We start from the raw sequence: 15,310 nt of genomic DNA, 5'->3' as shown, positions 1-15,310 counted from the left end.
CCGCTTTTTTTCCGTCCGTCAAGGGCTGGAGCAAGAAGACTCCTCTGAAACGGGGAATGGAGGTCATTCACCGCGGTCAAACACAGTCTGTCTGTCCGCTTCGGTGATGGGACGGATGACCCGGCAGGGGTTGCCAACCGCCACTACATTGCTGGGGATGTCCCGGTTCACCACGCTGCCGCTGCCAATCACCACGTTGCTGCCGATGGTGACGCCGGGCAGAACACTCACGCCGCCGCCGAACCACACGTTGTCGCCCACGGTAATGGGATAGGCATACTCCAGACCCTCGTTGCGCCGTGCGGTGTCGATGGGGTGTCCGGCGGTATAAAAGCCGCAGTTGGGGGCGATGAACACGTTATCGCCGAAGGTGACCGCGGCGCAGTCCAGAATCACGCAGTTGTGGTTGGTATAAAAGTTTTCCCCGATCCGGATGTTATATCCGTAGTCGCACCAGAAAGGCGCAGTGATAAAGAAGGAGGAGCCGACCTTGCCGAACAGCTTCCGGATGATGGCGGCGCCCTCTTCTTTTTGGGAGGGACGCAGCTGGTTATAGGCGTGACACAGATCCTTGCAGGCGTCCCGTTCCCGGATCAGATCCAAGTCATGGTTGGCGTTGTAAAGCATCCGGCCAAGCATTTTTTCTTTTTCCGTCATAAAACCACTTCCATTTCCGAAATCATCAGGTGTCAGCGGACCAGGGTATTCTCGGTCAGCAGCTCCTCCCGGGTCTCCTGGGCGGAGAAGTAGTAGGACAGAATGTCCGCCGCCATGGCGCCAAGCTCAGAGCCGCTGCCGCCGTGCTCCACCACCATGGCTATGGCGATCTCCGGATCGTCGTAGGGGGCGAAACAGACAAAGACGGCGTTGGACTCGGTCTGGGCGCTGATCTGGGCGGAGCCCGTCTTGGCGCCCACATGGAAGGGCAGGTCCTGGAAATAACGCTTGACGGAGCCGTCGGTGGTCAGAGCCAGCATGCCCGCCTTTACCGCCGCCAGGTTTTTGTCCTGGATGTCGATGGTGCTGAGGACCTGGGGCTGGTAGCGGTACAGGATCTGGGAGAAGTCGCTGGACTTGACCTCCTTCAGCAGGTGGGTGGCGTTCCGGGTGCCCCCGTTGACCAGGGTGGCGATATAGTTGGCCAGCTGGATGGGGGTGAACTGGCTGCTCTCCTGGCCAATAGCCACCGACAGGGTGCTGCCCTCGTACCAGGTGCCGCCCACGCTCTGGGTGTACTCCGGGCCGGCCATGACGCCCGCCCGCTCCTCCAGCTCCAGACCGGTCTTCTGGCCCAGACCGAAGCGGCCGGCGTAGTCGGCGATGCGGGAGATGCCCAGCTGGCGGCCCACCTCATAAAAGAAGTAGTTGCAGGATACCTCGATGGCTTTGCTCACGTTGGTCAGCCCGTGGGTGGTGTGGTACTGGCGGTAGATCCAGCATTGGGGAGCCACGCCGGGATAGTAGGTGTAGCGTCCCTCGTCCCGGATCTGGGTGGTAGGAGTGATGATCCCCTCCTCCAGACCGGCGATGGCGGTGACCATTTTAAAGGTGGAGCCCGGGGCATAGGCGCCCTGAAGGGCCCGGTTCAGGAAGGGACGCAGGGGGTTTTCGGAATTGGCCTGGATGTCGGCGCCGTAGGTGGCCAGATTAAAGGTGGGGTAGGAGGCGCAGGCCAGCACGTCGGCGCTGTTCACGTCCAGCACCACGCAGGCGGCGCCCTCCACCTCCTTGCTGGCCAGATTGGGCAGGGAGGTGGCCAGAGTGTCCTCCACTTTCTTTTGCAGGTCAATGTCGAGAGTCAGCACCACGTTGTCCCCCGGCTCCGGTTCGGTGAGCCAGGTCTCGGACACCACCTTGCCGTTGGTGTTCCGCTCCAGCGCCCGGACGCCCGGGGTGCCCCGGAGGTAGGACTCGAAGGCCTTCTCCACACCCTCCTTGCCCACGGTGTCGTCCATCTGGTAGTCGGGCACGCCGTCGCCATCCTTATCCAGGGAGGTATAGTATTCCACCTCCGCGTCGCTCATCTTGGCCACCCGGCCCAGAATGTGGGCGGCGTAAGTGGTGTGGTACTGGCGGACGGTGGTGGCCTCGATCTCCACACCACGAAGGGACAGCTCCTTGACGCGGGAGATAAAGTCGATGTCCACGTCCTGGGCGAAAATATAGGAGGTCCAGGTGACGCCCTTGGAGCGGAGATACAGCTCATACAGGATGCCGGCCACCGCCCGGGCGTCGGCGGGGTCCATGTCCCCGATGTTCAGCTCGGGGACTTCCTGGCCGGCGGCCTTGGCCGCCTTCTCGTCCACGGCGCCCTCGCCCTTCAGAGAGAAGGAGCGGCACATTAGCCCCAGCAGCTCCCGGGCGGTGGGCAGGGAGTAGGGCTGCTCCTCCTGGGGAGCGGGGTCCTCCGTCTGGGAGGAGCCGGTAAAGAACGCCTTCAGCTTGTCAAAGAAGCCCGGCTCCTGGGGCTGGGCCGCCTCCTGGGGGGAGTCCGCGGCGGTGGGATCTTTGATCCATTTCATACTCACCGCCAGCTTGCCCAACCGGGTCAGGGAGAGCGTCTGGGTGCCGTCCTCGTTTTCGGTGACTGTGTAGTAGGGGGAGTCGCTGGTAAAGGTGAAAGGCTCCTGTGTGGAAATGGGCAGGGAATCGGCCCACTCCACTCCGGCCTCCCGGGCCGCCCGGACCAGGGAGAGGAGGGTATCATTGCGGCTTTGAGCGTCCCCCATGAGGCTGGTGTTCAGCTTGACCTGATACACCGCCTTGTCGGAGACCAGCACCCGGCCGTTCCGGTCCAGGATCTGGCCCCGGCCCGCTTCCACCGTCTCGGTCTCCGCGATCTTGTGTATGGATTGTTCATAGTATTCCTCACCGCTGTTGATCTGAAGATCGTACAGGGTGGAGCCCAGGGAGGTCAGGACGATGGCCAGCAGGACCACCACCGCCCACACCCGGCGGTGAAATTGTTTGGTGTCCAAGGGAGAGCACCCCCTTTTTGAGTTAGAAATCAGAAGTAATGAACAGAGACATAAGGCCTTGTTGACGGGACGTGCCGGCGGTCAGGCCAGCTTGGTGCCACCCACCCGGCGGTAGATAGACCGGAAGAGCAGATAGACCAGGGGCGTCCAGGCCAGGGACAGCAGACACTCGGGAAGTGCCACCTGGAGCAGGGCGGGCAGTTCGGCGGCGTTGGTGATCAGTCCCCGGGCCACCCGCAGGCCGTCCAGCAGGGCCAGCACCCCGGCGGAACACAGCAGACAGCCGGGCAGGGACTGGGACAGGGCGTACTGGGACAATCCCCCGGTGGCCATGCCGGCCAGCGCCATGAAGATCACAAGGGCGCCGAAGCCCCCGGGGTAGGCCAGCTCCCACAGCAGTCCCACCGCCAGTCCGAAGCCGGTGCCGGCGTAGGCCCCCTCCAGCACGGCCACCGCCGCCAGCGCGGGAGGCAGCAGCATGGGGGACACCCCCAACAGGGGATAGCGGGGGAGGATATAGGCGTCCAGCACCCAGATTATAAGCAAGCCCAGGGCATAGACAGACCATTTGTGGATCAGGTCGCGGCGGGTCATGGCGATCCCCCTTTTTGCATTCGAAATTAGAAGTCAAGCGCGGAGACCCTGTGGGAATAGCCCGCGCAGGGCCACGGAGGGCCCACGGACAGGCAGAACGGTAGGGCGGGGCTTGCCCCCGCCGCTTTGGGTCTGATGGGTGCGAAGGAAAGAACCTCACTCCACGATGTCAAAGTCCTTGATGACAAAGACCTCGATGAGGGAGTCGAACTGGACGGCGGGAACGACCACGGCGTACCGGGTCATGCCGGAGGGGTCGGTAAAGACGCCTTCCACCTGGCCCACCACCAGCCCGGAGGGATACACGTCTCCCTTGCCCGAGGTGAGCACCTCGTCCCCGGACACCAGCTGGGCCCCGTCGGGCAGGTAGCTCAGCTTCAGCCTGCCCTCGCCCATCAGCGCGAAATCTCCCTCCAGAATGCCGGCGGAGTGGGTCCGGGTGACGATACCGCCCATTTCGATGTCGGTGTTGATGACGGTGGACACAGTGGACCAGTTCAACCCGGCCTCGGACACCACGCCCACCAGCTCTCCGGTCTCGGTAATGACGCAGTCGCCCACCTCCACCCCGGCGGAGGTGCCCTTGGACAGGGTCAGGGTGGAGGCCCAGTTGGAGGTGGAGCGGGCGGTGACCCGGGCGCTCTCAAAGACAAAATCCCGCCGCCGCGCCTGAAGGGCCAGCAGCTCACGGAGCTGCTCGTTCTCCCGGCTGGCCTCCTGGCCGTCCCGGACCTCGCTTTCCAGCTCGGCCACCCGGGCGCGCAGCTGGTCCAGCTCGTCGTGGAGCTCCCCGTAATGAAAGACGTAGGTATAGACGCCTTCCGCCCAGCCGGTCACGGCGGAGATACCGCCCCGGATGGGCGCAGTCACCGCGTTGAACACGTTGGACAGGGGGTCGGAGTTCCCGCCCAGAAAGGCGGAGCCCACCCCGATGAGGATGGACAGCAGCAGGGCGATGACCACCAGCAGAATGCCGTTTTGTCGGAAAAAGTCTTTCACAGCCGTTTCTCCTTTTGGGCGCACAGGGCCAGAGCGTCCACCCCGAACCGGGCCAGCATCCGGCCCAGCCGGCATACCGGCAGACCCACCACATTAAAGTAGTCCCCCTCGATGCCCTCCACCAGCAGGGCGCCGTAGCCCTGGATGCCGTAGGCCCCGGCCTTGTCCATCGGTTCGCCGGTGGCCACATAGGCGGCGATCTCGCCGTCGGTCAGGGGGCGGAAGCGGACGGCGGTGGCCTCGTGCTCTGTAAGGACCGCTCCGTCCCGGCACAGGGTCACTCCGGTATAGACGGTGTGGGTCCGGCCGGACAGGGCGGAGAGCATCTCCGCCGCCTCCTGCCGGCTGTGGGGCTTGCCCAGCACCCGGCCCTCCACCGCCACTACCGTGTCGGCGGCGATGACCAGGTCTCCGGGCTGGGCGCCGGAGGCTACCTCCAGCCCCTTTTGCAGGGACAGTGCCTCCACCAGCTGGGCGGGGGTCAGACCGGGGGCGGCCTTCTCCTCCCCGCGGGCGGGGCGAACGGTAAAATCAGGAATGCCCATCTGCTCCAGCAGCTCCCGCCGCCGGGGGGATTGGGACGCGAGAATGATAGCCATGGCAATTATCCTTCCATTTGTGCGTCTGCGGGGCCGCCGGCCAGGGAGCCGGTGACGTGGACGGCGCGACCCCAGAACAGATCGCCGCCGTTGAACCAGAACTCGAAGCGGCCGTCCCCATAGACTTGGATGGACTCCAGCTCGATCCGCTGCATAAAGTACTCCCGGGTGATCTCCTCGGGCTCCTCTCCGTCCTGGGCCTCGTCCCGGACCCGGTCGTTGGCCTGGGAGAGCAGATGGTCGGCGGAAAAGGCGCGGACCTTTTCATCCCAGCCCGCCTGGTCGGCCATGAGGGAAAGGGCGGTCTGCTGGGCGGCCTTCATCTCCTCCTCGTCAGCTTGGTCGTAGGTGAGCTGGATAGACTGCTCCAGCCAGTCCACATCGGTCTGGAACCAGTTTACCGACCGGTTCAGTACAAAGGTGCCCAGCCCCTCGGCCCAGACGCTGACCTCCGTTTTCTGCTCGGCCAGAATGGCCTTCAGCTCCGGGTCCATGACGGGGGCGGGCAGTCCCACCAGAAGGAAGCGGTCATCCTCCAGCCCCTGGCGTACCCGGGCCTGGATGATGGAGTCCCGGGGCGCCAGCCGCCGGAGATAGTCCAGCAGGGTGTCGTCGGCCAGCGCCACCAGACAGGTGGCCTCCCGGTGGATAGGGCCGTCCTCCTCCTTCCAGGCGGTGAGGGGCAGGGTGGCGGTCCACAGCTCCTGATCGGGCTCCTTGTCCCCGCCGAAGCTGTTAGCCCCGGTGACGGCCAGGATGTCGAACTCCTCCGGGCCAAACTGGGCGGCCAGGGCCGTCAGCTCCGGGTGCTGCCGCTTCTCGGCGGCGGGTTGAGCCTCTTCTCTCTTTTTTCCAAACAGCTTAAACATAAGCGTCACTCCTTACATGGTAGGGATCGGAGCCGGGAACTGCTGCGGTGTGTTCAGATCGTCCGGCGCTCCCGGTTATTTCCCGGTGGACCCGAATCCCCCGGCGCCCCGGGCGGTGTCGTCCAGCTCCTCCACCATCTGGATCTGGGCCTGGATGACGGGAGAGATCATCAGCTGGGCGATGCGGTCTCCGGGCTGGATGGTATAGTCCTGATCTCCGGAGTTTTGCAGGCCCACCATGACCTCCCCCCGGTAGTCGCTGTCAATGACCCCCACGCAGTTGGCGGGGGCGACGCCGTGCTTGATGCCCAGGCCGCTGCGGGCAAAGACCAGAGCAACATACTCCGCCGAGGGCAGGGCGATGGCGATGCCCGTGGGGATGACCGCCCGCTTGCCGGCGGGGATGGTGACCGCCTGGTCCAGGCAGGCGTGCAGGTCCATGGCCGCCGCCCCGGCGCTGGCGTAGAAGGGAGCGGGGATCTCGCGGCCGATCTTGGGGGAGAGCGCTTTTATCTTGAGCTGCATGGTACTTCCTCACTTTTTTCAGATAAGAGATATGAGAGAACGGGAAGCGGGCAGAACGCCGCTTGCCGTTGTCAGTCTTCCGTGTCTACCACCCGGACATAACGCCGGAGGGGGTACTCCCCGTCGTGCCCCTCGCCGGGGAAGGTGTGGGACATATGGCCCGCCCGGGTGATCCGGGTGACGCCCGCCCGGGCCAGTATAGCGGACAGTGCCTCCCGGTCCCACCGGGCGCACAGCAGACCCGCCGTCTGGAGACGGCCCTTCTGCCGCCGCAGAACGGGCAGCAGCGCCCGGCGGGGCAGGCATTTTACCAGCACGTTTCCGTGGAGGTGGGACAGCTCCAGTTCCTGGTCCCGGCGCAGCGTGATGGAACAGCCCCGTCCCGGGAAAAACCGGTCGTCAAAGTCCCGGCGGTCCACCGCCTGCTCCAGCAGCGTCTCGTAGGAATAGAGGGTGGCCTCCGCCGCCTGACCGGGGGAGCGGCCTTCCCGGGCGGCCCCCTCCAGAATGGGGAGAAAGTCCCGGCAGAAGGCCTGAGCCCGGTCCCAGTCCTCGGTGTCCAGATAGATCACCTGGCAAGAGGAACACAGCAGACCGCCGGTGCGGACGATGTGGCGGGCCAGGGCGGTCAGTTCCGCCTCCCGGTCCTCGTATCCGGCCACATAGGCGAAGCTGAGCCGGTGGGCCCACTCCATGAGCTTGCAGCCGGGAGGGGCCAGTCCGCGGCAGGCCCGGACCGCCTCATCCCCGCCCCACACCACCAGGCCGTCTGCCAGGGCGGCCAGCCGCTTCAAGGTGGCCGTATCACTGGAGGGGACGTCGAAGGCATAGAGGAAGGGGGCGAGCCGGGGCTCCTGATCTGTCAGCTGGGAGAGAATGGCCAGAGTCAGCCCCTTGTCCTCCCGGGGGAGTTTCAGCAGATTGATGTTGCCGGTGAGCAGCCCCTCCACCGCACTGAAGGCGGGCAGGCCGGCCACATTGCCGGCGGTGACGTGGAACAGAATGCCCAGGGGCAGGTACCGGGCCCGGCCGAAGGGACGGGGCCGGGGGGACAGGGCCTCCGGGCCAAGCTCGGTCTTGAGTTTATCCTCCAGGGCCTCCCGGCAGAGGGCGGGGCGGATCTGGGCCAGAGAGTCCAGCATATTGGGGGCGGCGAACTGGGCGATGAGGTGGTCCAGCGCTCCGCTGTCCAGCCGCCGGCCCAGAGTGTCGATGGCGGAGACGACGGTCTCGGCCTCCAGAGTCAGGTTGGCGCGGGTGGCGTTGAGCTCATCCTCCAAGCTGTCCAGCAGGGCGGGCAGGTCGGCGTCAGGGAGGACCGTTCCGTGGGCCAAGATCATAGCCCCTCCCCCTTTCCCAGCAGCTGGGCCGCGCCGGCGGCGCAGGTGGTGATGTCGCTGAGCCCCACCCGGCCCAGAATGGTGAGGGTGGGAGACGGGATGCCGCAGCCGCAGGCCTCTCCCGGCTCCAGATAGCCCAGGTCGTCGGTGATGACGCTGGTCACCGGGGTGGCCTTGATGAGGGGAGAGATCAGGTTGACCAGCCCCGCCTTGCCCATGGGCAGGGGCTCCAGAGTCTCCACATCCCGGATGACCACCCGGGAGTAAGCGGGGATATGGAAGCGGTGCCTGGGACAGGCGTTGAAGAAGATGGGATGCTCCACAGCGCCGAAAAATTCGTGGATGTGATCCTCCTCCACGCCCAGTACCGTTCGGACCAGGGCATAGAGCCGGGGCTTCTCCACTTCCTGGGCGTAGTGCTGCTTCCAGCCCCCGGCCAGCAGAATCCTGGAGCCGGGGCGCAGCTTGAGCCGGATGCCCAGCTCCTCCATCCGCTTCAGGCCAAACCACAGGTAGGAGGGAAAACCGATGATCCGGGTGGGAAAGGGGGAGCTGGCATAGCCCTCCAGATCCCGGATCACCCGGTCCAGGTCGGGGACGTAGGTCCCGTTTTTGTAGTGGAGGGCGTAGGTCCGCCGCAGGGGCGGGGAGAAAAAGGTCAGGCCGAACATGGTCCGGGTGACCCCGGTGCGGTTATGCTTGTCGGGCTTGTAGCCCAGCACCACGCAGTTGGCGGGGACGGGGGAGATAAGGCGGTGACGCCAGCCCAGCCGGAGGATCATGGGGACCTCCGCCAGGACGCAGCCCCAGTCAAAGTTGATCTGGCTGAACTTGCCGCTGGTCCCCGAGGAGGTGACCCGCATGGCCACAGGCCAGCGATCCGGCATGGAAAAGACGGCGTGGCGCTTGAAAAACAGGGTGGGGATGGGTGGGATCTTGGCTAGGTCCTCCACGGTTTTTAACTGGTCCGGAGAGAAGCCCAGCCGCCGGGCGATGGCCGCGTATTCGGGACAGCGGCGGATATGAAAGGCGCAGTTGTCCGCCGCGGCCCGGACAAACCGGCCGTCCGAGGCGGGCAGATCGTAGGGATCGCTGCACCAGAACAGGCGCTGTCTGCTTCCCATAGAGGGAACCTCCTTTCCCAGGGGACAGGGGGCGGATGGAACGTCAGTCGAGGGAGTGGGCCAGCCTGGCCTGCGTAAAGCCGCGGATGGTCTGAGCCAGCCCCTCGTGCTCCACGGAACGGGGATCGAAGCGGACCAGACGGAACACCAGGTCGATGATGGGCCCGGTGACCACCAGATGGATCAGGGTGCCGAAGCCGATGGGGCCGCCCAGCAGCCAGCCGGCCAGCAGTACCACCGCCAGCATGACGGCGGTGATGCCCCCCATGGAGAAACGGGGGAACCGGCGGCACAGGGCCACGGCCAATGCGTCACGGGGACCGCAGGACAGGGCCGCTGTCATATAGACGTACTGGCCGTAGGCCATGACGAACAGACCGGCCACCAGCAGCAGGACGGGGACCACCCAGCCCTCTTGATCGGGGATAGGGTCCAGCCAGAGACACAGGTCGGTGATCCAGCCTGCCAGCAGGGAGTCCAGGATGGTGCCGATGCCGATGGGTTCCCGGAGCAGTAAGTCCGCAACCACCACAGCGATGGACACCAGGATGGAGGCGTTGCCGTAGGACATGGACAGGTGTTGGGCGAGCCCCTCGTGCAGGGCCTGCCAGGGGGCGTAGCCGATGGCTGCCTTCAACTGGAGGTAGGTGCCAACGGCGAACAGGGCCAGCCCCAAGGAGGCCAGCAGCATCCGGCGGAGATGCTCCAGCAGAAAAAGACGCACAGGTGAGTTGGTATCCATGGGGTACGGCCTCCTGAATGGTATTGGCCCCGGCAAGGGGCGGAGCGGGCGTGGTTACTCCACGTCCCGGTAGTAGAGTCCTCTGGTGTGGTCATTGGGCTGGTAGCTGCCCCGGCCCTGGTAGCGCTCCAGCACCCGGACGCACTCGGGCGCGCTCTCGGTGGTGAACATGAGGCGGGCGCCCCACAGGCCCAGACGGGCGTAGTCGGCGGACTTGTCCGCCAGAAACAGCTTTTTGGGGTTTAGAATCTCGTTGCGGCAGCCCCAGGCCTTGACCACGGGGAACCGCTCCCCCTTCCGGTCCACCAGCTGGTTCACATTGGAGCAGGTGTGCTGGCCGGTGTGGTTGTGGATGATGCAGTTTTCAGTGATCATCAGGGGCAGCCGGCCGTAGGCGATAAACTCCAGGGGGATGGACTTGGACAGGTCCCGGATCTGGGCCAGCTTCAGCTCGAAGGAGGCGGTGGCCCCCGTAAAGCCCAGCCGCTTCAGGTCCTTGATGGTCTGGCTGTTGTATACCCCCAGACCGTAGTCCCCCCGGACCCGGAAGCCCAGCTGCATGGCCCGCCGGGCCACGCCCAGGGTGCCGGCCAGGGCCTCCTCCACCCCCAGGTCCCGGAGGGCGGTCAGATCGGCTTCCAGAGAGTGGGTCTCGCCGTCGGAGCAGATCCGGGGCAGCAGAGCGGCCACGGGGACGCCGGCCTTTTGGCAGCGCTCCACCACTTCGGGCCGGGCGGCGCCCTGGTCGGCGGGGAGATAGATGAGCGCGGGCTTCAGAGCCAGCAGCTCGGCGCTGATCTGGTCCGCGTCCCGCACCGAGAGGGTGAGGACGGGGGGCTGCTTTTGGTTTTCATAGCGCACGCCGGGGTGGAAGGGCTCCTGCCGCCGCTGGGGCGGGATCACCCGCTGCTGGGACAGCTCCTCCAGGGCCTGACGGCGCAGGCTGTTCAGAGCGGACAGGGGGAGGGACAATCCGTCCTCCACCTTGGCCATCACCTTCTCGCAGCCATAGGGGGTGCCGCCGGTGCGGGAGAGCTGGCCCTCCACCTTCTCCCGGGTGAGGGGCACGTTCCGGGCCTCCTCGGGCGTGGGGCCCTCGGCGTGGACCACCCGGCCCTCCTTGTCCTGGACAGCGATCTGGGCGGGCTGGCCCTTTTCGATAAGGGCGTAGATCCGCACCGGTTCCTTCCGGTTCTCCCCGTTTTCATAGGTGGCCCGGGCCTGGGCATACAGCTCCCGGGGCTCCTTCTCCTCCTGGCGGGTGCCGAACATGTCCGGACCCTTCCGGCCAAGGTAGTAGCCCTGGGTGAAGCCCTGGCGGGAGAAGGCCTGCTCCAGCTGCTGGAGTTCCTCGGCGGTGGGCTCCCGGCCCTCCCGGAGGGCCCGGGAGTAGATGCCGGTGACAATGGCCACATACTCGGGCCGTTTCATCCGGCCCTCCAGCTTCAGACATGCCACCCCCATGTCCTGCAGCTCCTTCAGATGGCCGGCCAGGGACATGTCCTTCAGGGACAGGGGGTAGGAGTCAGCCTTGTTCCCCCAGCCGTATTTCAGCCGGCAGGGCTGGGCGCACAGACCCCGGTTGCCGCTGCGGCCGCCGATGACGCTGGAGAAAAAGCACTGGCCCGAGTAGCACATGCACAGGGCCCCGTGGCCGAACACCTCAATCTCGATGGGGGAGTGCTGGCAGATGTAGGCGATCTGATCCCGGCTCAGCTCCCGGGACAGCACCACCCGGCTGACGCCCAGGTCGGCGCACAGCTTCACCCCGTCCAGAGAGTGGACGGTCATCTGGGTGGAGCCGTGGATAGGCAGGTCGGGGACGGTCTGCCGCAGCATCCGCATGACCCCCAGGTCCTGAACGATGACGGCGTCCACGCCGATGGCGCTGGCGTGGGCGGCAACCTGGGCGGCCCCCTCCAGTTCCCGGTCGGTGAGCAGGGTGTTCAGAGTCAGATGGACCTTGCACCCGCGAAGATGGCAGTAAGAAACCGCCGCCGCTGCCTCCTCCTCCGAGAAGTTCTTCGCGTTGCGGCGGGCGTTAAAATTTCCGTATCCAAAATAGACCGCTCCCGCGCCGTTCTGAACGGCGGCGGTCACCGACTCCATGGAGCCGGCGGGGGCGAGAAGCTCCAGCATGGGACACCTCCTGGTGAATTGGAAATAAAGAATAAAGAAGTTAGGAGTTAAAACTTGATGTGCCGCCTTGGACGGCGTTGTTGTGTCCGGCGAAGCCGGACACAACAGCGCCTAACTCCTACTTCCACACTGAAACGGTTATTTTCGGTTTTGCAGCTTGAAGATCTCCCGCTTGGCCTCGGACAGCTCCATTTTCAGCCGGTTGGCCTCCTCCAGGTTGTCCTTGATCTGGCGGCGCAGGTTTTCCGCAGCCTCCTGCTCTTTAAAGTACTGGTCGGCGATGTTCATGGCCGCCAGCACGGCGGCGTCCGCCTGGGAAAGGCGGCTGTTGGAGACCTCGCGGAGCTGGGCGTCCACATGGGCCGCGCAGCGGCGGACGTAGGTCTCGTCCTCTACCGCCACCATGGTATAATCCCGACCGGAAATGGTGACCACCACTTTGTTTTTCATCGGAACTCCTCCCCCTGTTTTCTCTTTTCGGCGTCCATGGACGCAAACATCCAACTTAATCCCCATTATAACACAGACCGGTCTATTTGAAAAATAAATAATCCATGAATTTTGCCCATTCTGGCTTGTTTTTTCAGAGAAAAGGCAAAACCGCGGAACAGCAAAGCGCTGTCCCGCGGGAAGTGGTGGATCAGGACATGAACAGGGATGCGGCGCAGTATACCAGCAGCAGGGCCATGACGGTGTTCACCAATTTGGCGTGATGCTCAAACAGCCGCCGGAAGGCGGAGCCGAAGGCCGTCCAGGCCAGAGTTGCGGCAAAGCCGATGGCGGACAGCAGCAGGGCGAAAAAGATCAGCGCCCCAGGCCGCCCCTGGTAGAAGGGGAGAATGTAGGCCTCCATGGACATGATGCAGTAGAGGTAGAGCTTGGGGTTGATGAACTGCAGCGTCAGGGCGGTGAAAAAGCCGTCTTTGGCCGCGTGTCCACCCAAATCCCCGGAGCCTCGAAAGGTTTCCCAGGCCAAATAGAGCATATAGACCGCACCCGCCGCCAGCATTGGCATCTTGATCCTGGGGACCCATGCGGACAGAGCGCTGCAAAAGATGGTGCATAAAAACATCACGATGGTGAATCCGGCCAGAATGCCGAAATTGAAGGGCATGGCGCCCCGAAAGCCCCGGCGTCCCGCGTTGGTCATGGACATGATGTTGTTGGGCCCCGGCGTAAAGGCCGTGGTGAAAGCGTAGGTCAGGAAGGAAAACCAGTTGAACATGGCCGTCTCCTTGTTTGAACTCCGGTTTTGCCCGGAACATGGTAAAAATCATTATATAGCAGGGGCGAAAGGCTGTCAAACCGCCCCCGCGTTTTCAAAAAGCAGGCAGCGGATTTTCCCTGTTTACGCCGGGGGAAATTTGCGGTACAATAAGAAAACTGAAAGAACCCGGATAGACAAAGGAGGTGGTGTTCCCGTGGTCCCGACGTTGATTCCCGGAGAGGTGCTGGCCATGAGCGGCCAGGCGGCGGACCGGCTGCTGAAGCTGGACAGCGGCGACGCCGCCCTGCTGTACATACATCTGTTGCGCCGGGGCAGTCCCGGGGGGCTGAACTGGCCGGAGCCCCGGCTCCGGGCGGCGTTGGAGGGGCTGAAAAGCCAGGGCCTGGCCCCGGCGGAGACCCCCATGCCCGACCCGGCGCCCCAGGAGGCGCCGCCCCCGGACTACGCGCTGGAGGATATCACCGCCGCTTTGACGGACCGCTCTTCCACCTTCCCGGCCCTGTGCGACGAGGTGGAGCGCCGGCTGGGCAAAAAGCTGTCCGCCAACGATTTGAAGACCCTGTACACCCTTTACGACCACCTGGCTCTCCCCGCCGAGGTCATCCTCATGCTGGTGGGCTGGTGTACCGAAGAGACGGAACGGAAATACGGTCCCGGCCGAAAGCCGTTCCTGTCCCAGATCCGGAAGGAGGGCTTTGCCTGGGCCCGCCGGGGCATCGATACCATGGAGCGGGCCGAGGCCCACATCCAGCGCCTGACCCGGCTGCGGAGCCGGGAGGGAGAGGTGCTCCGTCTGCTGGATATTCCCCTTCGCCCCCTGGTGGACCGGGAAAAGACCTACATCGCCGCCTGGGACGACATGGGCTTCGACGACGAGACCATCCGCATGGCTTACGAAAAGACTGTGCTGAAAAAGCAGTCTATGGACTGGGGCTATATGAACGGCATCCTCCGCCGCTGGCACGAAAAGGGGCTGCACACCGCCGCCGCCGTCCGGGCGGGGGACCGGGACCCCAGGCCGGTACAGGCGGGAGGCCAAACGGCCCGGCCCGTCCCCGCCCAGGAGGAGCAGCGGGCGCGGGAGGATATGGAACGGATGCGCCGCATGGTGGAGCGGATGAAACAGGAGGAGGGATAAACCGTGGCATACGATCCCAACGTGCTGCACCGGGCGGTGGAACGCCTGGAGGGAGAGCGCCGGGCCCGGTCGGACCGGGTGGAGCGGCTGCGGGCCGAGGCCTATGGGAAGGAGCCCCGGCTGGCCCGGCTGGACCGGGAGCTTCAGGGCACCATGTCCCAGCTGATGGCCGCCGCCCTGCGCCAGGGGGAGAGTCCTACCCAGGCCATCCAGACCATCCGGGTGCGCAACCTGGACTTACAGCGGGAGCGGGCGGTGTTGCTGGGGGGGATCGGCCTACCCGAGGACGCCCTGGACGACAAGCCCGCCTGTCCCATGTGCGGGGACACCGGCTGGCGGGGGGCGAAGATGTGCGCCTGTCTGCAAAAACTGTGTGCCCAGGAGCAGATCCGGGAGCTGTCCAAGCTGCTGAACCTGGGGGAGCAGTCCTTCGATACCTTCCGGCTGGACTATTACAGCCAGACTCCCTGGTCCGGACGGGGCGCGTCCCCCCGGGAGAATATGGAGCTGGTCTATGAGGTCTGCCTGAACTACGCCCAGAAGTTTGGGCGGTTCTATTTCAGAAACCTGTTTCTCTCTGGCCCGCCGGGGCTGGGCAAGACCTTCCTGTCCGCCTGCATCGCCCGCACCGTGTCGGAAAACGGATTTTCCGTGGTATACGACACGGCGGGCAACGTATTCGCCCAGTTCGAGGCCCGGAAGTTTCAGCGGGACGGCGACGACGGCCGGGAGGCTCGGGACGAGACCCGGCGGTATCTCAACTGCGATCTGCTGATCCTGGACGATCTGGGCAGCGAGCTGACCACCCAGCTCACCCAGTCCTCCCTGTACGAGCTGGTGAACACCCGCCTGGTGTCGGGACGGAACACGGTCATCTCCTCCAACTTGTCCATGGAGGAGGCGGCCCGCCGCTACTCGCCCCAGATCATGTCCCGGCTGGAGGGGGAATACCACGTCCTCCACTTCTTCGGAGACGACATTCGGCTGCTGAAAAAGAGACAGATGTAAGGATGACCGCCAAAGTGTTTGCGCTTT

At 64.7% G+C, this 15,310-nt stretch carries 15 protein-coding genes; 2 read left to right on the top strand and 13 right to left on the bottom strand.

The window, feature by feature from the left end:
* Nucleotides 1-63 precede the first annotated feature (63 nt).
* The 13 genes from I6E39_RS03900 to I6E39_RS03840 all read right to left on the bottom strand — a co-directional run bounded on the left by I6E39_RS03900 (nt 64) and on the right by I6E39_RS03840 (nt 13,134).
* Nucleotides 64-657: a sugar O-acetyltransferase gene (locus I6E39_RS03900; protein WP_235380205.1), complete on the bottom strand. Its 594-nt coding sequence runs from the start codon at nt 655-657 to the stop codon at nt 64-66.
* 32 nt (nt 658-689) lie between these two features.
* Nucleotides 690-2,978: a penicillin-binding transpeptidase domain-containing protein gene (locus I6E39_RS03895; RefSeq protein WP_235380203.1), complete on the bottom strand. Its 2,289-nt coding sequence runs from the start codon at nt 2,976-2,978 to the stop codon at nt 690-692.
* An 81-nt stretch (nt 2,979-3,059) separates the two neighbouring features.
* Nucleotides 3,060-3,572: a rod shape-determining protein MreD gene (locus tag I6E39_RS03890; protein WP_235380201.1), complete on the bottom strand. Its 513-nt coding sequence runs from the start codon at nt 3,570-3,572 to the stop codon at nt 3,060-3,062.
* Between the two features lie 156 nt (nt 3,573-3,728).
* The gene (gene mreC / locus I6E39_RS03885; RefSeq protein ID WP_235380199.1) at nt 3,729-4,571 is read right to left on the bottom strand and encodes a rod shape-determining protein MreC; all 843 of its coding nucleotides are present in this window, start codon (nt 4,569-4,571) and stop codon (nt 3,729-3,731) included.
* Nucleotides 4,568-5,170 carry a Maf family protein gene (locus tag I6E39_RS03880; protein ID WP_235380197.1) on the bottom strand — a complete coding sequence of 201 codons (603 nt, stop codon included), beginning with the start codon at nt 5,168-5,170 and terminating at the stop codon, nt 4,568-4,570. Before I6E39_RS03880 ends, mreC begins: the two co-directional genes overlap by 4 nt.
* 5 nt (nt 5,171-5,175) lie before the next feature.
* Nucleotides 5,176-6,039, bottom strand: a complete 864-nt coding sequence (locus I6E39_RS03875; RefSeq protein ID WP_235380186.1) for a DUF2262 domain-containing protein — start codon at nt 6,037-6,039, stop codon at nt 5,176-5,178.
* A gap of 75 nt (nt 6,040-6,114) precedes the next feature.
* Nucleotides 6,115-6,564 carry a dUTP diphosphatase gene (gene dut, locus I6E39_RS03870; protein ID WP_235380184.1) on the bottom strand — a complete coding sequence of 150 codons (450 nt, stop codon included), beginning with the start codon at nt 6,562-6,564 and terminating at the stop codon, nt 6,115-6,117.
* A gap of 71 nt (nt 6,565-6,635) precedes the next feature.
* A complete protein-coding gene (locus tag I6E39_RS03865) occupies nt 6,636-7,904 on the bottom strand; it encodes an acyl-CoA reductase (protein WP_235380182.1) in 1,269 nt (422 codons plus the stop codon).
* A complete protein-coding gene (locus I6E39_RS03860; protein WP_235380180.1) occupies nt 7,901-9,028 on the bottom strand; it encodes a LuxE/PaaK family acyltransferase in 1,128 nt (375 codons plus the stop codon). The genes I6E39_RS03865 and I6E39_RS03860 overlap by 4 nt, the downstream gene beginning before the upstream one ends.
* A gap of 43 nt (nt 9,029-9,071) precedes the next feature.
* Nucleotides 9,072-9,770, bottom strand: coding sequence for a YczE/YyaS/YitT family protein (locus I6E39_RS03855; RefSeq protein WP_235380178.1), 699 nt, complete (start codon nt 9,768-9,770; stop codon nt 9,072-9,074).
* Nucleotides 9,771-9,824: 54 nt separating this feature from the next.
* Nucleotides 9,825-11,909 carry a U32 family peptidase gene (locus I6E39_RS03850; protein ID WP_235380177.1) on the bottom strand — a complete coding sequence of 695 codons (2,085 nt, stop codon included), beginning with the start codon at nt 11,907-11,909 and terminating at the stop codon, nt 9,825-9,827.
* 138 nt (nt 11,910-12,047) lie between these two features.
* The gene (locus I6E39_RS03845) at nt 12,048-12,359 is read right to left on the bottom strand and encodes a cell division protein ZapA (RefSeq protein WP_235380175.1); all 312 of its coding nucleotides are present in this window, start codon (nt 12,357-12,359) and stop codon (nt 12,048-12,050) included.
* Nucleotides 12,360-12,549: 190 nt separating this feature from the next.
* Nucleotides 12,550-13,134 (bottom strand): LysE family transporter, encoded by a 585-nt coding sequence (locus I6E39_RS03840; RefSeq protein ID WP_235380173.1) that lies wholly within the window; start codon nt 13,132-13,134, stop codon nt 12,550-12,552.
* 196 nt (nt 13,135-13,330) lie between these two features.
* Here I6E39_RS03840 and I6E39_RS03835 point away from each other — a divergent pair, with 196 nt between their 5' ends.
* The gene (locus tag I6E39_RS03835; protein ID WP_235380171.1) at nt 13,331-14,275 is read left to right on the top strand and encodes a DnaD domain protein; all 945 of its coding nucleotides are present in this window, start codon (nt 13,331-13,333) and stop codon (nt 14,273-14,275) included.
* A gap of 3 nt (nt 14,276-14,278) precedes the next feature.
* Nucleotides 14,279-15,283 (top strand): ATP-binding protein, encoded by a 1,005-nt coding sequence (locus I6E39_RS03830; protein WP_235380169.1) that lies wholly within the window; start codon nt 14,279-14,281, stop codon nt 15,281-15,283.
* The last annotated feature ends 27 nt before the right edge of the window (nt 15,284-15,310 follow it).

Source organism: Pseudoflavonifractor phocaeensis, from assembly GCF_021531375.1.
Classification (GTDB): domain Bacteria; phylum Bacillota; class Clostridia; order Oscillospirales; family Oscillospiraceae; genus Lawsonibacter; species Lawsonibacter phocaeensis_B.
Note: the sequence above shows the minus strand (reverse complement) of the source record. Positions and strands in the feature narration are given on the sequence as shown.